Source organism: Aeromonas sp. R1-1 (assembly GCF_040908495.1).
GTDB lineage: Bacteria > Pseudomonadota > Gammaproteobacteria > Enterobacterales > Aeromonadaceae > Aeromonas > Aeromonas veronii.
The window spans coordinates 27,404-49,968 of the sequence record NZ_JBFODV010000170.1 but is presented as its reverse complement, the minus strand read 5'-3'; the positions used below and the strand labels follow the sequence as shown (position 1 = coordinate 49,968).

The 22,565-nt window shown below is 59.8% G+C and carries 17 protein-coding genes; 4 read left to right on the top strand and 13 right to left on the bottom strand.

All coding sequences use genetic code 11. The features are described from left to right. Window positions 1-32: 32 nt before the first annotated feature. Complete coding sequence (locus tag AB5Y92_RS10020) at window positions 33-803, bottom strand: MBL fold metallo-hydrolase (protein WP_368226683.1); 771 nt, start codon at window positions 801-803, stop codon at window positions 33-35. Between the two features lie 280 nt (window positions 804-1,083). On the opposite strand from AB5Y92_RS10020, the gene AB5Y92_RS10015 reads away from it, so the two are divergent. Then, window positions 1,084-1,497 (top strand): Hsp20 family protein, encoded by a 414-nt coding sequence (locus AB5Y92_RS10015; RefSeq protein WP_005339298.1) that lies wholly within the window; start codon window positions 1,084-1,086, stop codon window positions 1,495-1,497. 92 nt (window positions 1,498-1,589) lie between these two features. Then, complete coding sequence (locus tag AB5Y92_RS10010; protein ID WP_005339297.1) at window positions 1,590-2,030, top strand: Hsp20 family protein; 441 nt, start codon at window positions 1,590-1,592, stop codon at window positions 2,028-2,030. Between the two features lie 72 nt (window positions 2,031-2,102). Here the strand turns inward: AB5Y92_RS10010 and AB5Y92_RS10005 are convergent, their stop codons facing one another. Next, complete coding sequence (locus AB5Y92_RS10005; protein ID WP_368226681.1) at window positions 2,103-3,353, bottom strand: valine--pyruvate transaminase; 1,251 nt, start codon at window positions 3,351-3,353, stop codon at window positions 2,103-2,105. Between the two features lie 293 nt (window positions 3,354-3,646). Between AB5Y92_RS10005 and AB5Y92_RS10000 the strand changes: the two genes are divergently transcribed. Next, on the top strand, window positions 3,647-3,880 hold the full coding sequence (locus tag AB5Y92_RS10000; protein ID WP_224969196.1) for a hypothetical protein: 234 nt from the start codon (window positions 3,647-3,649) through the stop codon (window positions 3,878-3,880). Here the strand turns inward: AB5Y92_RS10000 and AB5Y92_RS09995 are convergent. After that, window positions 3,810-4,634 carry a helix-turn-helix transcriptional regulator gene (locus AB5Y92_RS09995; protein WP_368226679.1) on the bottom strand — a complete coding sequence of 275 codons (825 nt, stop codon included), beginning with the start codon at window positions 4,632-4,634 and terminating at the stop codon, window positions 3,810-3,812. The two genes, AB5Y92_RS10000 and AB5Y92_RS09995, sit on opposite strands and share 71 nt — an antisense overlap. A 92-nt stretch (window positions 4,635-4,726) precedes the next feature. On the opposite strand from AB5Y92_RS09995, the gene AB5Y92_RS09990 reads away from it, so the two are divergent. After that, window positions 4,727-5,854: a multidrug effflux MFS transporter gene (locus AB5Y92_RS09990; protein WP_368226677.1), complete on the top strand. Its 1,128-nt coding sequence runs from the start codon at window positions 4,727-4,729 to the stop codon at window positions 5,852-5,854. A 4-nt stretch (window positions 5,855-5,858) separates the two neighbouring features. On the opposite strand, the gene AB5Y92_RS09985 is transcribed toward AB5Y92_RS09990, so the two are convergent. The 10 genes from AB5Y92_RS09985 to AB5Y92_RS09940 all read right to left on the bottom strand — a co-directional run bounded on the left by AB5Y92_RS09985 (window position 5,859) and on the right by AB5Y92_RS09940 (window position 22,514). Further along, window positions 5,859-6,542: a response regulator gene (locus AB5Y92_RS09985; protein WP_005357169.1), complete on the bottom strand. Its 684-nt coding sequence runs from the start codon at window positions 6,540-6,542 to the stop codon at window positions 5,859-5,861. Between the two features lie 58 nt (window positions 6,543-6,600). Then, window positions 6,601-9,189 (bottom strand): sensor histidine kinase KdpD, encoded by a 2,589-nt coding sequence (locus tag AB5Y92_RS09980; RefSeq protein WP_005355773.1) that lies wholly within the window; start codon window positions 9,187-9,189, stop codon window positions 6,601-6,603. 126 nt (window positions 9,190-9,315) lie between these two features. After that, window positions 9,316-9,843, bottom strand: coding sequence for a potassium-transporting ATPase subunit C (locus AB5Y92_RS09975; RefSeq protein WP_005355772.1), 528 nt, complete (start codon window positions 9,841-9,843; stop codon window positions 9,316-9,318). Between the two features lie 62 nt (window positions 9,844-9,905). Further along, window positions 9,906-11,963, bottom strand: coding sequence for a potassium-transporting ATPase subunit KdpB (gene kdpB / locus AB5Y92_RS09970; protein ID WP_368226675.1), 2,058 nt, complete (start codon window positions 11,961-11,963; stop codon window positions 9,906-9,908). Window positions 11,964-12,030: 67 nt separating this feature from the next. Beyond that, window positions 12,031-13,725: a potassium-transporting ATPase subunit KdpA gene (gene kdpA, locus AB5Y92_RS09965; protein WP_368226673.1), complete on the bottom strand. Its 1,695-nt coding sequence runs from the start codon at window positions 13,723-13,725 to the stop codon at window positions 12,031-12,033. 454 nt (window positions 13,726-14,179) lie between these two features. Continuing rightward, window positions 14,180-15,529 carry a glutathione-disulfide reductase gene (gene gorA / locus AB5Y92_RS09960; RefSeq protein WP_042054367.1) on the bottom strand — a complete coding sequence of 450 codons (1,350 nt, stop codon included), beginning with the start codon at window positions 15,527-15,529 and terminating at the stop codon, window positions 14,180-14,182. A gap of 76 nt (window positions 15,530-15,605) precedes the next feature. Then, entirely contained in the window at window positions 15,606-17,573 is a 1,968-nt protein-coding gene (locus AB5Y92_RS09955; protein WP_201987629.1) for an ATP-binding protein, read from the bottom strand. A gap of 118 nt (window positions 17,574-17,691) precedes the next feature. Further along, the gene (locus tag AB5Y92_RS09950; RefSeq protein ID WP_005355755.1) at window positions 17,692-20,772 is read right to left on the bottom strand and encodes a multidrug efflux RND transporter permease subunit; all 3,081 of its coding nucleotides are present in this window, start codon (window positions 20,770-20,772) and stop codon (window positions 17,692-17,694) included. A gap of 15 nt (window positions 20,773-20,787) precedes the next feature. Then, a complete protein-coding gene (locus AB5Y92_RS09945; protein WP_005355753.1) occupies window positions 20,788-21,921 on the bottom strand; it encodes an efflux RND transporter periplasmic adaptor subunit in 1,134 nt (377 codons plus the stop codon). Beyond that, the gene (locus tag AB5Y92_RS09940; protein WP_005339267.1) at window positions 21,918-22,514 is read right to left on the bottom strand and encodes a TetR/AcrR family transcriptional regulator; all 597 of its coding nucleotides are present in this window, start codon (window positions 22,512-22,514) and stop codon (window positions 21,918-21,920) included. Before AB5Y92_RS09940 ends, AB5Y92_RS09945 begins: the two co-directional genes overlap by 4 nt. Window positions 22,515-22,565 lie beyond the last annotated feature (51 nt).

The window sequence follows — 22,565 nt, the reverse complement described above, 5'->3', positions numbered from 1 at the left end:
AAGGGCCATGTCTGGCATGGCCCTCCTGCGGGTCACAGTGATATCGCCTCTCCATCTTCTGGCACCCGTACCCGATCCATCATGCCCCGTTCCGCCAGATAGTCGTGCAGCTCCTGGCGTGACAGCACGGCGTGGTTGACCGCCTCCATATGGCTGGCGATCAGCGTGGCTTGCGGTGCGGCCTGATAAACGGCGGCGACATCCTCCTTGCCCATGATGATGGAACCGAGTCCGGGCACCTGTGCATCGCCGCAGTTGAGGATGATGACCTCGGGTTGATGCTGTTGCAGGGCTTGCTCGACCGAGGGATGCCAGATGGTATCACCTACCAGATAGAGGCTCTGTTCATCGGGATGGGAGAAGATCACGCCGCACACTTCTCCCATGCGCTCGCCCAGTACCGCCATCAACTGGTCGCTGCCGTGCTGGCCACCGGTCTGTTGCAGGCGAATGCCGGCAAACTCGGGCTGGTCGCTCAGCAGCCGCACATCCTCAAAGCCACTGGCACGAATGGCATCGGCATCTTTCTGATGTTGCACCAAGAGCGGCAGATGCTTGGGGATCAGGGCTCTGGCGGCGTCATCCCAGTGGTCGGGGTGGTCGTGAGTGACGATCACGGCGTCCACATTGACCAGCTCATCGAGCGGTAGCGGCAGCTCGACCAGCGGATTGCGCAGCTGGCTGTTGGCGGTGCCCTCAAAGCCGGGGAAAGCCCCTTTAGCCGAGAGCATGGGGTCGATCAGAAAGCGGGTGCCGGCATAGTCGAGCAGCAAGGTGGCGTTGCGAACCTGGGTAATCTTCATGGGATGGCTCCATGTTGGCTGGTGGATATGCAACCAATTATGGGGTGCGGAGCGCATTGCCATCAGTGGCCCACGGGTCGATTATCATCACTATCGGGCCAACTGGTTGATGTTCCAAAGGTCGGCGAGGCCATTTAAAAAATTTGAAAAAATCCCCTTGAAAGGAAAAAGTGAGCCCCTATATAGGTAACAAGGCCGGAACGCTCGACAGAGGTTTCGACCAGGTGCCCGTCCATAAGGAGGGCAAACAATCCGTTATCGCTCACAAGAGGGTAATACTATGCGTTCTATCGACTTTTCTCCGCTCTATCGTTCTGCCATCGGTTTCGATCGTCTGGCCAATCTCATCGAATCTGCGGCCAGCAATGGCAATGCCGGTTATCCCCCCTACAACATCGAGCAGCTGGGTGACAACGACTACCGCATCAGCATGGCGGTGGCGGGCTTTACTCAGGAAGAGCTGGAACTGAGCTTCCAGGAAAATCTGCTGACGGTGAAGGGCAACAAGCAGGCCGACACCGGGCGCAACTATCTCTATCAGGGGATCGCCGAGCGTGGTTTCGAGCGCCGCTTCCAGCTGGCCGACTATGTGAGGGTGAAAGGGGCCGACCTGAAAAACGGCTTGCTGCACATCGAGCTGGTGCGTGAAGTGCCCGAGGCGATGAAGCCACGCAAGATTGAGATTAACGGCTGATAGCCTGAATTCACTGAAATTTTAAAATTTCCCGGGTGCCGATAACGGGCCTGTGGAGAGTTGAACCTGTTGCTTATTAGAAGGATAGGATTATGCGTAACCTCGATTTTTCTCATCTCTATTCCAACGCCGTCGGCTTCGAGCGGATGGCCCGTGAGCTGGAAGGTCTGTTCGAGCAGAAGACCGCCGCTTACCCCCCGTACAACATTGAAAAGCGCGATCAGGATGGCTATCGCATCACGGTCGCCGTAGCTGGCTTCGAGCGCGAAGAGCTGGAGCTGGAGACCGAAAACGGCACCCTCAAGGTGAAGGGGCGCAAAGGGGCTGCGGCCGGTGAGCGTCAGTTCCTCCATCAGGGAATTGCCGAGCGTGACTTCGAGCTCGCCTTCAAGCTGAGCCAGCACGTGGAAGTGCAGGGCGCCAAGCTGGAGCATGGTCTGTTGACCATCGATCTGGCTCGCGAGCTGCCGGAGGCGCTCAAGCCCAGAGCCATCCCCATCGGCAAACCCGAGCAGCTGGCGCTGCCCGGCTAAGCAAACCGGATCGCGATAAACAATAAAGGCCTGCATCTGCAGGCCTTTCTGTTTTTGTATCGCTGGATTGGATTAGCCGGCGTAGAGGGCGTTGATTTCAGAGGCCAGAATGGTGATGCCACGGCGCACCAGCTCCTCGCTCTGGGAGTAGTTGAGGCGAATGCACTCCTGGCTGTGACGCCACTCGGGGTCATCGATGCCGGGGAAGAAGTAGTGACCCGGCACGATCAGCAGGTTCTTCGCCTTCAGTCGCTCGTACAGCTCCTGACAGTGGATCGGCAAGCCTTCAAACCAGAGCCAGAGGAAGAGGGCCCCTTCCGGCTTGTGAATGTGGAAGCGCGGGTCGGGGATCGCTTCGCGCAGCAGCTGCACCGCCAGCTCCGCCTTCTGCTGATAGAAGGGTTTCACCACCTGTTCGCTGAGAGTGATTATGTCGCCGCTCTCGATCATCGGGATGGTGATGGCGGGGCCCAGACTGCCCGGCGCCAGATTGATGATGCCGCTCAGGTTGGTGATGGCCTGAATGATCTTCTCGTCAGCGATGACGATGCCGCAACGGGTGCCCGGCAGGCCCAGCTTGGAGAGGCTCATGCAGAGGATGGTATTGGTGTTCCAGAACGGCTTGGCTTCGCTGAAGATGATGCCCGGGAAGGGGACGCCGTAGGCGTTGTCGATCAGCAGCGGGATTCCCTTGTCGCGGGCGATCTGATCGAGATGTTCGATCTCTTCGTCGGTCAGCACGTTGCCGGTCGGGTTGGTCGGGCGGGAGACGCAGATCACCCCGATATCGTCACCTACCTGCAGACTCTCGAAATCCACGTGGTATTTGAACTGGCCATCGGGCAGCTTCTCGATGGTGGGTTTGTAGGCCACGAAGTAGTCGTCGGCCAGCGCCGAGTCGGCATAGCCGATGTATTCGGGGGCGAGCGGGAACAGCACCTTCTTCTTGCGGCCATCGGCAAATTCGCCGGCCAGCAGGTTGAACAAGTAGAAGAAGGCATTCTGGCTGCCGTTGGTCAGGGCGATATTACGGGCCGAGATATCCCATCCCAGCTCCTTGTTGAGCAGGGCTGCCAGCGCTTTAGTGAACCTGTCTTTGCCCTGTGGGCCGTCGTAGTTGGCCATCGCTTTGACCAGCTCGCCGTTGTCGAGCAGGCTCTTGGCCTCGGCCTGAAAGCGTTCCAGCATGGCGGGGATGGGGGCCGGATTGCCGCCACCCAACATGATGGCGTCCGGATTGGTCAGCCCCTGATTGAGGTCATCCATGAGTTGGGTAATGCCGGCGTGGCGAGTGAACTTCTCGCCGAACAAGGAAAATTCCATTCAGTGACAGATCCAGATTTGAGTTACGGGGATGTAGCACCATAGCTCAGTTTAAAAGCGGGTGTCGATCAAAAAGATGGGACGTTCCACGTGGAACATAGTGTAAAAATCAAGCGTGGTTAAAATCACCAACTGTTGGTTTAAAAATGACTGGGCGGGATGCATTTTGCGACTCAATTTGGTATCGCAAGATAGTTAATTTGAACAAAATCATCATGTTATGAATTGTATGAGGATTGGCACAACTATTGGAATAGCTATCTGGTCATCTCAACCATACCGGAGCAAACCAGATGAAAAGCCTGATCGCTACCCTGATTGTGAGTGCCCTGAGCCTGAACGTGATGGCCAACGAAAACCCGCGGCCCGAGCTGGATAGTGCCCAGCTGGAGCAGGATGTGCAGAGCGAGTTGCAACAGGCATCCCATGCCGTGGTGCAGGATGCGCTGCACAACCTCAAACCGCTGGCGCTGGATACCCTGGTGGTGGAGGCGAGCCAGGCTGTGGCGACTCACCCCGAGAGTTGAGGTAGCGCAGGGGGGTCTGTCCCGTATGTTGTTTGAAGAAGCTGATAAAGGCGCTGTCGCTGGAGAACTCCAGCGCAGCGGTAATCCGGCTGATGGACTCGCTTTCTGCCAGCAGCTCCATGGCGCGCAACAGTCGCCACTGCTGGCGCCACGCCTGATAGCTCATGCCGGTCTCCCGCATAAAGATGCGGCCAATGGTCTTGTCGCTGGCGCCTATCTGTCTGGCTAACTGATTGAGCCGCTCCGGCAGGGCATCCCCCCGCTTCAACTGCTGTAGCCAGCCGCCCAGTCTGGGATCGGTTGGCAGCGGCAACTGCCACGACTCCCGCGGCGCCTGCCCCAACTCCTCCATGAACAGTGCCACCGTCCGTTGTTGCTGCTCTTGCGGTTTGTCCCACGGCCAGAGTGCCATCCGTTCGATCAGTTCGTGCAGCAGCGGATTGACCGCCAACACCTCCACCGTACCGGGCAACTCGGGGTGCGGTTGGAAGTAGAGGGAGCGGTAGGCCACCACACCGCGCATCAAGATCCGGTGTGCGGTGCCTGCAGGCAGCCAGGCGGCGCGGGTGGGCGGCAGCAGGCAGACCCGACCTTCCAGCTCCATGGTCATGCAGCCGGATTGGGCGAACAGCAGCTGATGGCGTTGATGTTGATGCAGGCCCGAGTCGTGCCAGCCGAGGGCGGAGGCAATGCCGATCACGCTGCCCGTCAGCTGGTCGGGGTCAAAAGGGTGATCGGGAAGAATAAAGGCCATATGTCCGATTTTTGATGTTTATAGTCCTGCTTATTGTAATCGGACAATCGGCATCTCTCTAGAATGGCGACCTCTTGTGAAGGAGGTTTGTCATGAACAACAAGTTGCCACCGCTCTGGCTGGTGGTGGGATTGATGATGTTTCCCCAAATTGTGGAGACCATCTACAGCCCGGTCCTGACCCACATCGCTACTCAGTTTCAGGTGAGCGAAGGGCAGGCATCCCAGACCCTGTCGGTCTATTTTCTGGCGTTTGCGGTGGGCGTGGTCTGCTGGGGACGGCTCTGCGATCTGATCGGGCGCCGTCCCGCCATGCTGGCGGGTCTGCTCACCTATGGCGTCGGCACCTTGCTGGCGCTGCTGGCCAACCAGTTTGAAACCCTGCTGCTGGCCCGGGTTATCTCGGCTTTTGGCGCCGCGGTGGGATCTGTGGTGACCCAGACCATGCTGCGCGATAGCTATCAGGGCAACGATCTGGCGCGGGTCTTCTCGGTGATGGGCATTGCGCTCTCACTCAGTCCGGTGCTGGGGCTGCTCAGTGGTGGTCAGCTGGCGAGCTGGTTCGGCTATCTCGGGGTGTTCAGCGGCCTGCTGGTACTGGCGGTAGGTTTGCTGCTGGTGACCTGCTGGCAGTTACCGGAAACCCGTCCGGCCACCAGCCAGCAAGTCGCACTCTGGCCGTTGGCGTGCCGGATGATGAAGGATGGCGGGCTCTGGCGCAGTGCCATGTTGGTCGCCCTGTTCAACACCATGCTGTTTGGCTACTACAGTCTGGCCCCCTTCCTGTTTGCCGGATTGGGATTGAGCACCGGCGAGTTTGGCTACTCGGGGATCTTGCTGGCACTGGCGACCCTGCTCGGTAGCCTGCTCAACAAGCATCTGCTGGGGAGAGGGTGGCTGCCGTCCTCTCTGGTCAGACTGGCTTGCGCTCTGGCGCTGGTCGCCGGGCTGCTGGTCTGCGCGACTCAGGCCAGCCTCTGGTTCCTGTTGCCCATGATGGGTGTAGTCATCGCTTTTGGGCTGGCGATTCCCAATGTGCTGAGTCAGGCGCTGCTGGCCTATCGCGAAGTTGCAGGCAGTGCTGGCGCCCTGTTCGGGCTTGGCTACTACCTGCTGCTTAGTCTGGGGTTGGCGGTAGCGGCCGGATTGCAGGATCTCGGCCTGTTGCTCAGTGGCTGCGGTCTGCTGGCGCTGCTTTGCTACGGGCGTCGTTCCACGTGAAACGTCAGTTGCCGATAAAACGGTAGCCGATACCGGATTCGGTCTCGATAAGCGTCGGTTGCTGGGGGTTATCCCCCAGCTTTTTGCGCAGGCTGGCGATGACGATGCGCAGGTAGTGGGTGTCCTCCTTGTGGCTCGGCCCCCAGATGTCATTGAGCAGCTGGGTCTGCATCACCAGCTTGCCGGGGTGGCACACCAGCGCCTGCAACAGGGCGAACTCCTTGCGGGAGAGGGGGATCTCTTCGTCTTTCATGGTCACCTTGTGGCTGCTGACATCAAGTGTCAGGCCGCATTGGGGGAAGTGGCGCCGTTCGCCACTGCTGACACCAGCCCGCTGGCGCAAGAGCACGCGAATGCGGGCCATCATCTCGCCGATGCCAAACGGCTTGCTCATGTAGTCGTTGGCACCGGCATCCAGCAGCCGCACCTTCTCCTGCTCCGAATCGCGGGCCGACAACACCAGTACCGGGTTGGGGTGGTGTTCGCGAATGGCCTGCAGTACCTGAATACCATCGCCGTCCGGCAGACCGAGATCGAGAATCACCAGATCGGGGTTGAGGTGGCGATACTGCTCCAGCCCTTCATTGACCCCCACCGCCTCACTCACCTGATGCCCCTCGGCAATCAGGCTGATCCGCAGAAAGCGACGGATCGCCGCTTCATCATCTATGACCAGAATGTGCGCCATCGAACCTCCAGAGGCGAATGGTGGGAGGGGCTGAGTGACCCGAGCTGGCGGTCAGCCATCAGACCTCCGGTGAATTGAGGGCTAGCGGCAGAGAGATGCGCATGCAGGTGCCGTTGCCATTGGGGCCGGAGAAGGCCCAAATCTTGCCGCCGTGGGCCTCTATCATAGCGCGGGAAATGGCGAGGCCAAGCCCGGTGCCACGGCTGCCGCAATCGCCCACCGGCTGGGTGTAGAAGAGATTGAAGATCTTCTCCCGATCCGACTCGGCGATACCGACCCCGATATCGATGATGTCAATGATGAGGTCGGGTTCGGCCACCATCACCTTGAACTCGATGGGGGTGCCAGCCGGCGAGTAGCGGGAGGCGTTGTCGAGAATGTTGACCAGCACCTGCTCGATCAGGGCGCCATGGACATAGAGCTGGGGCACATGCTGATCGAAATGGACCAGCAGCTTGTGCTGGCGCCAGGAGGAGTCGAGCCGCTTGCGGGCGCTCTCCACCAGATCCGCCAGATCGACCCAGTCCCGTTTCAGCTGGAAGTCGGGGGAGCCGATGCGGGTCATATCCAGCAGATTCTGCACATAGCTGTGCAGGCGGCGCGCCTCCTCCTGCACCGAGTGGAGCAGTTCGTCGCGGTCTTCGGCGGGGATCCGGTCACCATATTCCAGCAGGGTGCTGCCAGCCCCCATGATGGTGGCCAGCGGCGTCTTCAAATCGTGGGAGACCGAGGAGAGCAGAGCGGCACGCATCCGGTCGGTTTCCGCTTGCAACTGGCTGTCGGCCAGCCGCTCGTTGAGGTCGATCCGCGCCAGTGCGGCGCGAATATCGGTGAGCAGCGCCTGCAGCTGGTGCTCGGCAGAGGAGGAGAGCGGATTGGCCAGCGTTATGCCGATCACCAGATCGTCGCTGAGATGGTGATACTGGGCCTCGGCAGCATTGAGGGTGGCGGTGTGGGCTCCGGCGCTCTGCTTCTGGGCCAGACACCAGTCGATGGCCGCCTTGTCGGTCTGGCCTGGCCTGTGCTTCTCGTTGCCGAGCCTGTCGTTGAACTCCTTGTCGATCACCACGGTCGGCTGGCCGAGCGCCAGTGAAATGGCCTGGGCACCTTGTCTCAAAACCTCCTCCGGGCTGCTGGCAGTGGCCAGCCCCTGACTGAGGGAGAGCAGGGCATTGCCCAGCTGCTGGGTCTCTCGTAGACCGATCAACTGCTGGCGCTGACGGGAGGCGAGCCGTCCCGCCGTCATGCCGACGATAAGCAGCACAAACAGGGTGAGCAGATCGCTGTGGTTGGCGACGCTCAGGGAGAAGTAGGGGGCGGTGAAGAGCAGATTGTGGGCGATAAAGCCCAGCACAGCCGCCAGCGTGGCGGGTACCAGACTGGTGGTGAGGGCAGTCGCCAGAACCCCCAGTACAAAGATGAGTGGCAACGCTGCGGGCGGCAGCCAGTAGGAGAGCCCCCAGGCGGCGGCCGAGGTGATCCCCATGATGGTCACCGCCAGCAGGCTGTGGTGAATATCCTTCGGGGTCGGGACGCGCATCCCTACTTCGGGCTTCTGCTTCTCGGTATCGACCAGCGTGATTTCGAGCCCTTGCGCCTGCTTGAGCAGGTGCTGCACCAGCGAGCGGCGCCACGGCGCCTTGTGAGGTTTGCCGAGCAGCAGCTGGGAGACCTGCTGCTGTTCGGCGGTCTCCAGCAGGGTGTTGGCGACCGCCGGACTGGAGAGGGTCAGCACCTTGGCACCGAGGTGGGAGGCGAGCGCCAGCGCCTGCTCCACATCGGCAGAACGGCGGCCATTGCTGTCGACATGCACCACCAGCCACGGAAGCTGACGGCGCTGGGCAAAGCGGTGGCCGTAGCGCACCAGCGCCGAGCCGTGCAGGTCACCGAGGCAAACCATCAGCTTGCCCCGCAGCGGCAAGGTGCTCTTGCCTGCTGCCTGCCACTGCAGTTGCAGATCGCCCTCCACATGGCTGGCGGCGGTCTGCATCGCCAGCTCCCGCAATGCGGTGAGGTTGTTGAGGGAGAAGAAGGATTGCAGCGCCGCCTTGGCCTGATGGGGCACATAGACCTTGCCCTCCTTGAGGCGGCCGAGCAGCTCCTTGGGGGGCAGGTCGATCAGCACCAGACTGTCGGCTTCCAGCAGCACCTGATCGGGCAGGGTCTCTTTCACCCTGACCCCGGTCAGCTGCCACACCAGATCGTTGAGGCTCTCCAGATGCTGCACGTTGAGGGTGGTGTAGACGTCGATCCCGGCGTTGAGCAGCTCCTCCACATCCTGCCAGCGCTTCTCGTGGCGGCTGCCGGGGGCGTTGCTGTGGGCCAGCTCGTCCACCACGGCGATGGCCGGTTTGCGGGCGAGCAGGCCGTCGAGATCCATCTCCTCCAGTCGCTGCTGGCGGTGCATGTGGATCTTGCGCGGCATGATGGCGAGCTTGTCGAGCAGAGCCAGGGTCTCCTGACGGCCGTGGGTTTCCACCACGCCGATCAGGATGTCGACCCCCTCTTTGGCCTGTTCCCGCACCGCCTGCAGCATGGCGTAGGTCTTGCCGACGCCGGGAGCGGCGCCGAGAAACACCTTCAGCTTGCCCTTGTGCTCCTGTTCCAGGCTCGCCAGCAGGGCGTCGGCCCTTACCTCATCACGCATCCCCATGCTCCTGCATCAGACTCGTCAGCAGGGCGTCAGCGCTTGCTACATCAGCCATTGTTATCCCTATCGAGCCAACCGCCCGTTGCGAAAATCGAGGTCATCACCAAACCGGAATGGGCGCCATCAGGCGCCCTTTTTATGATCCAGTTGCAGATTCAGCTGGAGAATGTTGACCACCTGCGGGCCAAGGATACCAGCTTGTGTGGCCGACTTGACCTGCTCCGTCAGTTGGGCGGGATCCAGTCCACGTTCTTTGGCGACGCGGTCGACCTGAGCCAGCACCGCATCCAGTGGCAGGTGGGGATCGAGGCCGGAGGCGGAGCGGGTCAGCATGGCGGGGGAGCTGGTTCCCGGCTGAGCTTTGGCGGCCTGTTCGGCAAACTCTGCCCGCAGCGGCGAGCTCATCCCCAGATTGCTGGCGCTGCCGCCTATGGTGTTGAAATCGCTGGCGGAGGGACGGGGATGGAAGTAGTCAGCCCGCTCGAATTTCTGCCCCAGCAGGGCGCTACCGATCAGTTGCTGCTTGCTGTCGGTCAGCTGGCTGCCGTTGGCCTGCCAGGGGAACAGCAGTTGGGCCAGCCCGGTGACCGCCAGCGGATAACCCACTCCCAGCAGCAGGGTCAGGGTCAACAGGGTTCTGATTGCTATCATGATTCTCTTGCTCCAAAAGGATGGCTGGGGATGCGGGTCTGACCCGCATCCCGGTTATGTTGTTACACCAGACCCAGGCCGGTGATGACCAAATCGATCAGCTTGATGCCGATAAACGGCACCAGCAGGCCGCCGACACCGTAGATCAGCAGGTTGCGGCGCAGCAGGCTGGTGGCCGAGCCTTTCAGGTCGACACCACGCAGCGCCAGCGGCACCAGCGCCACAATGATCAGGGCGTTGAAGATGATGGCCGACAGGATGGCGCTCTGCGGGCTGCCCAGCTGCATCAGGTTCAGTGCCCCCAGTTGCGGGTAGGCGGCGATGAACAGGGCTGGCAGGATGGCGAAGTACTTGGCCACGTCGTTGGCGATGGAGAAGGTGGTCAGGGCGCCACGGGTCACCAGCAGCTGTTTGCCGACCAGCACCACATCCAGCAGCTTGGTGGGGTTGGAGTCGAGATCCACCAGATTGCCCGCCTCCTTGGCGGCCTGGGTACCCTCGTTCATGGCCAGCCCCACGTCAGCTTGCGCCAGCGCGGGCGCATCGTTGGCGCCGTCACCGCACATGGCGACCAGACGACCATCGGCCTGCTCCTGCCGGATATAGGCGAGCTTCTTCTCCGGCGTTGCTTCGGCGATGAAGTCATCCACCCCGGCTTCGGCGGCGATGGCGGCGGCGGTTTTCGGGTTGTCACCGGTGATCATCACGGTACGGATCCCCATGTGGCGCAGGATCTGGAAGCGAGCCTTGATACCGGGCTTGATGATGTCCTTGAGGTAGACCACCCCCAGTAGTTTCTCCTGAGTGCAGACCAGCAGCGGAGTGCCACCCTGACGGGCGATGCTGTCGACTGACTTGAGCACCAGCTCAGGTACCGCCTTGCGGTCGAGGCTCAGGTAGTTCAACACGGCATCCACCGCACCCTTGCGATATTGATGACCGTTGCGATCCAGCCCGCTCAGCCGGGTCTCGGCGCTGAAGGGGATCACCTTGTCGCTCTCCAGCTGGCTCGGCTTGGCCATGCTCTTGCTGGCCAGAGTCAGGATGGATTTGCCCTCGGGAGTGTTGTCACCCAGCGAGGCCAGCATGGCTGCTTGTGCCAGCAGGGCGGGGTCGACGCCGGGTGCCGGGATCAACTCGTCGGCCATCCGGTTGCCGAAGGTGATGGTGCCGGTCTTGTCCAAGAGCAGGGTGCGCACGTCACCAGCCGCTTCGACGGCACGGCCAGACTTGGCGATGACGTTCAGCTTCACCAGTCGATCCATACCGGCAATGCCGATGGCGGAGAGCAGGCCGCCGATGGTGGTCGGGATCAGGGTGATAAAGAGAGCGATCAGGTAGAGACGCGGGACCTGGGTGCCGTTGTAGTCGAGGAACCAGGGCAGGGTGGCGACCACCAGCAGGAAGATCAGGGTCAGACCCACCAACAGGGCATCCAGCGCCATCTCGTTGGGGGTCTTCTGGCGCTTGGCCCCTTCCACCAGTGCGATCATCCGATCCAGCGTGCTCTCGCCCGGATTGTTGCTGACGCGCACCCAGATCTCGTCGGAGACGACCGTCGTGTTGCCGGTCACGCCGCTGCGGTCGGTACCCGACTCGCGGATGACGGGGGCGGATTCGCCGGTGATGGCGGCCTCGTTGACCGAGGCGATACCGGCGATCACTTCGCCGTCGGCCGGGATCATCTCGCCGCTGCGTACCAGCACCAGGTCCCCCTTCATCAGGCTGGTGGCGGGTACCCACTCGCCCTGACCATCTTTGGCATTCGCCACCCGACGGGCCTTGAGCTGGCTCATGCCCGCTTTCAGGCTATCGGCACGGGCCTTGCCGCGTCCCTCGGCCAGAGTTTCTGCGAAGTTGGCAAACCAGAGGGTCAGCCAGAGCCAGGCGGTCAACTGCCAGGCCAGCGAGGGGGCGACGCCGGAGAGAGGCTGCCCCAGCAGGGACTCCACGGTCGCCATGACTGCGGCCAGCCAGAGGGTGAACAGGATGGGGCTGCCAAACAGCGCCTTGGGATTGAAGCGATAGAGGGCCTCAACCATTGCCTGGATGATCTGTGATTTCTGTTTTTTGCCCTTCACCAACATGGTGTCGGTGCTCATTGCAGTGGACTTGCTCATTGGAAAGCTCCCAGCATCAGATAGTTGGCCATTGGCATCCGGATGGTGATCGACAGGGTCAGGTTCATCAGAATGCCCCTCCGATCAGGCTCAGGTGTTCGGCCACCGGGCCCAGTGCCAGCACCGGCAGGAAGGAGAGGCCACCTATCAGCAGGACGGTGATGATCAGCAGGGTAACGAACAGCGGGCCGCTGATGGGGAAGTCTCCTTCGCTCGTCTCCTGACGGGGCGCACGGGCCAGCTGACCGGCGATGGCCAGTACCGGAATGATGTAGCCGAAGCGACCGAGCAGCATGGCCAGACCAATGGCGATGCACTGCCAGTTGTCACCGGCGGCAAAACCGGCGAAGGCGGAGCCGTTGTTGCCGGCAGCCGAGGCGTAGGCGTAGATGAGGCGTGACAGACCGTGCGGGCCATCATGGCCGATGATGGTGCTGGCATCCGGCATCAGCAGGGTGACACCACCGATCACCAAAACCCCCACCGGCATGACCAGCATGCTGGCGACGACCCACTTCATCTCGGTGATGCCGAGCCGTTTGCCCAGATAAGTCGGGGTACGTCCCACCATCAGGCCGCACAGGAACACGGTCAGCAACACGAACAGCATCATGCCGTAGATACCGGAGCCGACCCCGCCGAAGATGATCTCACCCAGCAGCATGTTGATCATGCCAACCATGCCGCCGAGCGGAGTAAAGCTGTCGTGCATGGCGTTGACGGCACCGTTGGAGGCGGCAGTAGTCGCCACTTCCCAGATGCTGGAGAGCACAGGGCCGAAGCGGCTCTCCTTGCCTTCCCAGTTGCCAGCCATGTTGCTGGCGTCAGTGGTGAGCTGGGCGAGGGCGGGATCCGGTTTCAGCTCCTGGGAGAGGGAGACGAAGAGCCCCAGCACCAGCATGAGGGTCATGGCGCCGAGAATGGCGCGGCTGTGGGCCATGTCTTTAACATAGCGGCCCAGAGTAAAGACCATGGCGGCGGCGATGGTGAGCAGGGCGACCATCTCCAGCCAGTTGGAGAGGGCTGTCGGGTTCTCGAACGGATGTGCCGAGTTGATGCCGAAGAAGCCGCCGCCGTTGGAGCCAAGCTGCTTGATGGCGATCTGCGAGGCCGCCGGGCCGAGGGGCAGCAGCTGCTCCTGACCTTCCACACCGTGGAACGGCAGATAGGCGGAGAGGCTTTGCGGCACCCCTTGCCATACCAGCACCAGCGCCATGATCAGCGCGATGGGCAGCAGCACATAGAGGCAGAAACGCACCAGATCCTGCCAGAAGTTGCCAAGGTTGATGGTCTGCTGACGAGCGATACCGCGGAACAGGGCAATGGCGACGGCGGCGCCCGTCCCTGCGGAGACGAAGTTCTGGGTGGTCAGCCCAACCATCTGGCTGAAGTAGGAGAGGCTGGCCTCACCGGAATAGGCTTGCCAGTTGGTGTTGGTCATAAAGCTGACCGCGGTGTTGAATGCCAGTTGCCAGCTCAGACCCGGCAGTTGTTGCGGGTTGAGGGGCAGCAACCCCTGCGCCATCAGGATCAGGAACAGCAGACCGAAACCGGCGCCGTTGAAGGCCAGCAGGCTGAGGGCGTAGGACTTCCAGTCCTGCTCCCGCCCATCGGTGCCACAGCAAGCCAGCGTGGCGCGCTCGACCGGTGCCAACCAGCGAATTTTTCCTTCAAATACCCGGTAGATGTAGTTGCCCAGCAGCGGTGCCGGCAGCAGAACCAGCAGCACGAAGGCCACCGGATAGATTATTTCTTGCCACATGTTCTAGTTCCTCACTCGTGGTCACGGTGCGTCAGGGCACGCATTGGATTGCTCACGAGGCTCGGCAGTTTGCTGGCCACCGGGTAGATAATTTCTTGCTGCATATAGGTAGTCCCTCACTCGTGACTGCGCGTGAGTGCGCGCATCAGATAGGCCATCAAGGCGAGGACGAGCAGCAGATATAGCCAATTCATATCGACTCCATTGAGATAATTAGCTGCGAGAGCCGATGTAAGACCATATCGACTCTGTTGGTGTCATTGACGCTGCAAAGGGTATGTAAAACAGGCGTAAAGACGCCATAAAGCGCCATGTGGCAGGCGTAAAATCGGCGTAAAGAACGACGGATTTGCGAGAGAAATAGCGAGGAGTGATCAAAAAACCCGGCCTGAGCCGGGTTTGAACGCTGGTGGATGAAGATGACCTGATAGTGGCAGGTCAGCCTGCAACGTGCTTATCGCATTGTCACAAACTCTTCCGCACTGGTGGGGTGGATTGCGACACAGTTGTCGAAGTCCGCCTTGGTGGCCCCCATCTTCATGGCGACGCCGAAGCCTTGCAGGATCTCGTCCATGGCAAAGCCGATACCGTGCAGACCGACCACCTTCTCTTCCGGGCCGACACAGACCAGCTTCATGCGAGTGGGTTGGCGATGCTGGGTCAGTGCCGAGTACATGGCGGTGAACTGGCTGCGGTAGACCTTCACCTGGTCCTCGCCGTATTCGGCGATGGCTTCCGGTTCGGTCATGCCGATGGTGCCGATGGGCGGGTGGCTGAACACCACGGTCGGCACCAGATCGTAGTTGAGGTGCTCGTTCGGCTTGTTGTTGAACAGCCGCTCGGAGAGGCGGCGGCCCGCCGCGACGGCTACCGGCGTGAGCTGGATGCGACCCGTATTGTCACCCACCGCATAGATGTTGGCGACGGAAGTGTTCTGGAACTTGTCGGTCGGGATAAAGCCCTTCTCGTCCAGCGTGATGCCAGCGGCAGCCAGATTGAGGTTGTCGGTAGCCGGTACCCGGCCGATGGCCCAGATCAGGCAGTCGACGGTGAGATGGCGGCCATCTTCCAGTTGCAGGGTCAGGCTGTTGTCAGCGTTCTTGAGCACGGCTTTGGGAATTGCGTGGGTGTGCAGCTTGGGCCCTTCCTGCGCCATGATTTCGACCAGTGTCTCGTGGATCATGGGGTCGAAGTTGCGCAGCGGTGCGTGCTTGCGCACCACCAGATGGGTCTCTGAGCCGAGTGCCTGCATCACCCCGGCGATCTCGACTGCGATGTAGCCAGCTCCAACCACGGCAACCCGCTTGGGTTGGCTTTGCAGATCGAAGAAACCGTCGGAGTCGATACCCAGCTCGGCACCCGGGATCGCCGGAATTTCCGGGCGGCCACCGGTAGCGATCAGGATATGATCGGCCGTGTAGTGCTCGCCATTAACCTCGATGGTGTTGCTGCTGACGAAGCGGGCGAAGCCCTTGATGACGGTGATCTGGTTCTTGCCCAGCACGTTCTGATAGGACTGGTGAATGCGGCCGATGTAGGCCTGGCGGGACTCGACCAGCTTGGCCCAGTTGAAGTGGTTGAGGGTGGTGTCAAAGCCGTAGTCGGCGCCATATTTCAGGGCATCGGCGATCTGGCCTGCATACCACATGGCCTTCTTCGGTACGCAGCCTACGTTGACGCAGGTTCCACCCAACTCTTTGGCTTCAATCAGGGCAACTTTCTTACCGTACATGGCAGCCCGGTTGGCAGAAGCAATACCGCCGCTGCCGCCGCCGATGGCGATATAGTCAAAATGCTGTGCCATTGCGAGGTTCTCCGCTCATTAAGAATGCAATCACAGCATGATGGGGATAAAGCGGCTGGCTCACAAGAGCCAGCGCTCAGTTATGTTGGATCGGCAGGCGAATATGGAACTGGGCGCCCTGGCCCGGTTCGCTGGCACAGCTGATACGGCCTTTCAGCAGTTGCACCACCAGGTTGTAGATGATGTGGGTGCCCAGACCGCTGCCACCCTGACCCCGCTTGGAGGTGACGAAGGGATCGAAGATGCGCGGCAAGATTTCGGGCGGGATGCCGCGGCCGTTGTCCGAATAGTCGATAAACAGCTCTTCTCCCTGCTGTTCCACCTTGATGGTGATCTTCTTCGGTTTGTCCCAGCTGTCGAACCCGTGGTTGATGGAGTTGAGGATCAGGTTCGAGTAGATCTGGGTAAAGCTGCCCGGGAAGGAGAAGATTGACAGCTTGGGATCGCACTGGATATCCACTTCGCACTGGCTCTTCTTCAGTTTGTGGCCAAGCGAGACCACCACCTGATGGAGGTTGTCGGCGAGGCTGAAGTTGTAGCGTGCTTCCGATGACTGGTCGACAGCTACCTGCTTGAAGCTGGCAATCAGCTCAGAGGCGCGGCGCAGGTTGCTCTGCAGCAGCTGCATCGACTCGTCGAGGTTGACGGTGAACTCGTTGAGATAGGAACGCGACAGCTGTTTTGACTCTATATGAGATTTGAAATCGGCAACCCGTTCCTGCAGGTAGGAGGAGGCGGTCACACTGATGCCGATTGGGGTATTGATCTCATGTGCCACCCCGGCCACCAGCGAGCCGAGGGAGGCCATCTTCTCCGACTCCACCAGGGTTTGCTGGGCCTGTTTCAGGTCGTCGTACGCCTTGCCCAGCTGGTTGTTGGCTTCACTCAGGCTGCGGGTACGTTCCACCACTTTTCCTTCCAGCTGCTCATTGAGCTGGATAATCTCCCGCTCGACCTTTTTCAGTTGGGTGATGTCGTAGCCGAACCCGATCTGGTACTTGAGGTTCGGCCCTTCATAGAAGGGTACGAAGGTCCACTGCAGCACCAGCTCGTGGGCCTGCTGGTCATGCATGATGACCTCTTTGTCTGCCAGTGACCCCTCTTCGTTCAGGATATTGTTCAGCTCTTCCCGCTGGGTCGGGCTGACGAAGAGATCCAGCCAGTTGTGCTGGAGCAGCTCCTGTTGGTGATAACCGGTCAGCAGTATGGCTGCTGGATTGATGCTGGCGATGGTGAGATCCGGCTCCATACAGCAGATGACCATGTTGGCCGAGTTGATCAGGGTGGCGGAGAAATCCCGCTCCTGTTGCAGTTGTTCCACCGCCTGATGACGAGCGACCAGCTCGTCACGTAGCCGGGTGCGCATCTGGTTGAGGGTGGAGACCAGGGTATCCAGTTCGTCGGGTTTCTTGCGTGGTTGCGGACGCCCCTCCAGCACCAGCTCCATGTCGAGCCGATCGAGGTTGAACTTCTGGGCGTAGTTGGCGATGCGGTTGATGTGTCTGACCACCAGATAGTAAATGATGATCAGGATACAAAATGAGACCACCAGGGTCTTGATGGTCTGGCTGACCATGATCAGCACTGACTTCTCAATCAGACGCTGGTAAATCTGCTCCAGCGACGCGGCGACAAACAGCTTGCCGACAATTTCCCCCTGATAGGTGAGATTGAACTCCTGGGAGATGTCATAGCTTTCCCGTTCCACTCCCTGGGTCAACAGTGGCACTTCGGAGTTGCCGAGCATCTCCTTGACCATCACAAACTGCATGTTGGGCAGGTTCATGATCCCTTCGATCTGCACCTTGACCTGCTCCTCATCGAGGTTCCACAAGCTGGCGGCAATAGGTTGCAAAAAGGAGGCTTCGATCTGGCCGATGCTGTCTTCGATGACGGCGACATCCTTGCGGTAATCCCAGGCGAGTTGCAGCACCGTAATGATCATCGCCAATACGGTACTGCAGACCAGAATGTAGGAGAGCAGGCGATATGAGAGTCCGTTGCGGCCTACGGCCCTGGCGGTCTTGGAGAAGAGTCCTGACATGGCGTCCTTGCGGTCTGGATGTGGTGTTTTTTAGTTTAACTGCTTCATGCACTTATGTCGTCTTTCCTGCGAAGCATAAAAAAGGCCCCGTATCGGGGCCTTTGCATGTGATTGATGATTAATGTCCGCCGTTTGCTTTGGGCGGAATGGTTTCATCGAATACCGGCAAGGGTTTGTGCTCGGAAGCCAGATAGGTGTAGATCACAGGCAGCACGAACAGGGTAAACAGGGTGCCGATGGCAAGACCTGCCACGATGACGATACCGATACTGAAACGCTGTGCCGCACCGGCGCCAGCGGCGTAGAGCAGCGGGATCAGGCCGGCAATCATGGCGGCCGTGGTCATCAGGATCGGGCGCAGACGAACCTTGGCGGCTTGCATCACGGCTTCCATCCGGTTCATGCCGCGCAGCAGCTGCTCTTCCTTAGCTACTTCACAGATCAGGATACCGTGCTTGGTAATCAGACCCACCAGGGTGATGAGGCCCACCTGGGAGTAGATGTTCATGGTCGCCATACCCCATGCCAGGGCAATCAAGGCCCCGCTGATGGCGAGCGGTACAGAGACCATGATGACCAGCGGGTCACGCACCGACTCGAACTGGATTGCCAGCACCAGGAAGATGATGGCCAGTGCCAGTGCGAAGGTGGCATAGAGCGCATTGCCTTCGGTGACGAACTGACGGGCTTCACCCATGAAGTCGTAACGATAGCCTTGCGGCAGCTTCTCGTCGGCGGTGGTCTGGAACCAGTTGATCGCATCACCCATGGCCACGCCCGGAGCCGGAACGGCGCCTATGGTGGCGGAGTTCAGTTGGTTGAAGTGGGGCAGGGCGCGGGGCTCACCGACCACTTCAATGCTGATCAGGCTGCCGAGCGGGATCGACTTGCCGTCTGCAGCCCGCACGTAATAGCCCTTGATTGATTCCGGATTGAGACGGTATTTGCGCTCGACCTGCGGGATCACCTCGTAGGAGCGGCCATCCAGGTCGATACGGTTGACGTAACCGTCCGCCATCATGGTGCCCATGGTGATACCGATATCCTGCATGGTGATGCCATAGGCACCCGCCTTGTCCTTGTCGATGCGGATCTTCATGGTGGCGGAGTCGTAGTTCAGATCGAGATCCGAATAGACGAACTGACCGTTACTCTGCGCCGCTGCCAGAATTTCACCGGCCACCAGGAACAGGCTTTCGAAGCTGTTCGGGGTGGTGATGACGAACTGGATCGGCAGACCACTCGATGCACCCGGCAGTTCCGGGAACTGGAAGGTGGTGATGGCCATACCCGGGATGTCTTTCACCAGATTGGCGACCCGGTCCAGCACCTCTTTCTGACTCGCTTCACGCTGGCTCCAGGGCACCATGGAGGCGATACCGAACGCCTGGTTGGCATTGAACACCCCGGAGAAGACCTGGGAGAAGGCGATCTCGGGCTGGTCGTCTAGGATCTTGTTCACATCTGCCATGGTGTTTTCGATGTAGTCCAGGTTGGCGTTGGACGGTGCGGTACCCAGCACGGCCATGACCCCCTTGTCCTCTGATGGTGCCAGTTCGCTCGGGATGAACTTGAACAGCAGCGGCAGGCTGGCGAAGACGATGACGGCGAACACCACGATGACGGGGCGCTTTTTCATCACAGCGTGCAGCATGCTGTCGTAGCGATCGGTCATCCGCTCCAGCAGGTGGTGGACTGTGCTCTCGAACTTGCCCGGCTGCTCGTTGGCCTTGAGCATCTTGGAACACATCATCGGTGACAGAGTCAGGGCGATGATGCCCGAGACGAACACGGCGCCAGCCAGGGTCAGGGCAAACTCCTTGAACAGGGAGCCTGTGATACCACCCATCAGGGCGATAGGGGCGTATACCGCCGCCAGAGTAACCGTCATGGCGATAACCGGCACCGCAATTTCACGGGTACCGATAATGGCTGCCCGGAACGGTTCTTCCCCCTCCTTGATATGACGGTCGACGTTCTCCAGCACCACGATGGCGTCATCCACCACCAGACCGATCGCCAGCACCATCGCCAGCAGGGTCATCAGGTTTATCGAGAAGCCGAACATATCCATCATCATCACTACGCCGATAAGACTGAGCGGAATGGTGATGATCGGGATGATGACCGCGCGGAACGAACCGAGGAACAGGGTGATGACCACCAGAACGATGGCGGCTGCCTCCAGGATGGTCTTGATAACCTCGTGGATGGACTCGTTGATCGCCACGGTGGAGTCATACATCACGTTGAGACGCATGGTGCTCGGCATATTGCGCTCAAGGCTCGGCAGCAACGCCAGCACATCGTGTGCGATGTTGATGGGGTTGGCTGTCGGCGCGGCGTTGACCGCCATGACCACAGCTTCGCGGCCGTTGGCGCTGGCGCGATAGATGTCGTGGCTCTTCTCGAGGGTCACCTTGGCAATGTCGGAAAGGCGGATCACCTTGCCGTCACGGGTAGCAACGACCAGACGCTTCAGCTCGTCGACATCCTTGACCTGGGTCTCGGCGTTGCCGTTGAACAGGGTGAAGTAACCGGTCGCCTGACCTGTCGCGGACTGATAGTTGTTGCTGTTGAGCACCGTCATCACGTCACTGGCGGTCAGGTTGAAGGCCGCCATCTTGGCCGGATCCAGCCATACCCGCAGGGCAAACTCGACACCGCCGTAGAGATCAACCTTGGAGACCCCACCGACAGTAAAGAGCTGCGGCTTGATAACCCGCTCCAGATAGTCGGTGATCTGGCTGGAATTGAGCTCCGGGCTGGTAAAGCCGAGGTAGAGCACCGCCGTGGTTGAACCGGTGGAGGAGGTGACCGACGGGTCTTCCGCCTCTTTCGGTAACTGGGAGCGCACCGAGTTCACCTTCGCCAGTATGTCGGACAGCGCGGCGTTGGGGTCGGTGTTGAGCTTCATGTACGCAGTGATGGTGGAGCTGCCCAGCTGGCTGGAGGAGGTCATGAAGTCGATGTTGTCGGCTTGCGCGACCGCCTGTTCCAGCGGCTGGGTGATGAACCCCTGGATCAGATCAGAACTGGCGCCATAGTAGCCAGTGCTGACGGTGATCACCGTGTTGGTCACCTCTGGGTATTCTCGTACCTGCATCTTGAAGATGGCCTGAAAACCCAGCAAGGCGATCAGGAAGCTGAGCGAGATCGCCAGCACAGGCCGTTTTATAAATATGTCAGTAAATCGCATCGCAGATCTCCGCGCTTACAGCATCGGGGTTTGTGCCGGAACGGCCAGGGCATCGTTCTCGACCACATGCACCTTGGTGTCGTTGCTCAGGCGAACCTGACCCGACAGTACGATCTGGTCACCGGCCTGGATGCCGGAGAGCACATGCACATCGTTGCCACGGCGCTCACCGGCCTTGACCACAACCTGCTTGGCTCGCAGCACTTTCACCTTGTTACCCTCTTTGTCGGTCTCTTCGCCCTCTTTGAGCACGTAGACGTTCTGACCGTAAAGGGTGAAGGAGATAGCGGTTTGCGGGATCACAATCTGATCTTTCACCGTCGGCAGAATGATGCTGGCGCGGGCGAACATACCGGAACGCAGCTGACCGTCGTTGTTCGGAATGTCTGCCTGTACCTGGATCAGGCCGCTCTGGAAGTTGACCGCAGGCTCGATGGCGGTGATATGGCCGTCAAACTGGGTTTGCGGATAAGCATCCACATTGATCTTGATGGTCTGGCCCAGCTTGATTTTGGAGATATCGGTCTGGGGCACGGTGAAGCGCAGGCGCATCACGCTGGTATCCTCCAGGCGCACGATATCTGTGCCCGGCTGCAGATACTGACCGAGGAACACATTGCGCAGGCCGACCACGCCGCTAAAGGGCGCACGCACTTCACGGCGGGCAATGGTCGCCTTCAGACTCTCGATATCTGCTTCCAGTGAGCGATAGGCCGCTTCCGCCTCATCCAGCTGCTCTTTGGAGATGGAGCTGGTCTTGTAGAGGTTCTGGAAACGATCGAACTTGGCTTTTGCCGCCGGCAGCTTGGCCTGAGAGGCGCGCAGATTGGCCCGCTCCACGGTGGAGTCCAGGCTCAGCAGCAGCTGGTCAGCCTTGACCGGTTTGCCTGATTCGAAGGTGATGGCGTCAATGGTACCTGCCAGTTCGGTGGAGAGGGTCACCCCCTGATTCGGCTCGATGAAGCCGATCGCTTCGATGGTCGGTACCCAATCCTGCGCCTTGGTCACCATGGCGGTGACGGGGAACTCGGGCTCCGGCCGGTTGGCCATATATTGGGCAATCATCTTCTGTTTGAACAAATTGAAGCCGATGACGCTGCCAAACAAGGCGATCGCTATCAGCAACATAATGGCCATCCACTTTTTCATGAACAGGCTCCTGAGGTGGAAAGATTGGGGGATAAAATGGCATTCCAGCTGGCCCGGATCGCGGTTTCCAACTGCGATTCGGTCAGCGTGATGTTGTGCACCCTGCACTGCAGGGCCAGATGCATGACACTGTCCAGACTCAACACCTGGAGTGCCCGTATCGGTAAATCAATAAACAATCCTTGTTCAACGCCCTGTTCAAAAAATCGGTCCAGAGGCTCCCAGGCGGCCAGAATGACAGGATTGGTCTCCAATTCTGCCCCTAGCGGAGAGCTCTCGTACTGCAATTTGCACCGGATAGCGTTGGGTTCGTTAACAAAAATGGCATGAATATTGAGCCATAATTGGCGAAATTGTTGAAATGAAACTTTATCGATTGCTACATCGGCCATGACCATGGGCACACACTGCAAGATAGTGTGCTGGTGCAGTTGCCGGATCAGATCATCCTTGTCGCCGAAGTAGCGATAGATGGTGCCGGTGGCAACATTGGCCTTCTTGGCGACTTCCGCAATCGACAGACCATGAAAACCCCGTTCACCCAGCACCTCATGGGCCGCGTTGAAGATGCTCTCTTTTTTATCCAGAATCATCAGTGTGACTTTCGATTGAATGAACGTTCATTCATTCTAGATGGGCATCAA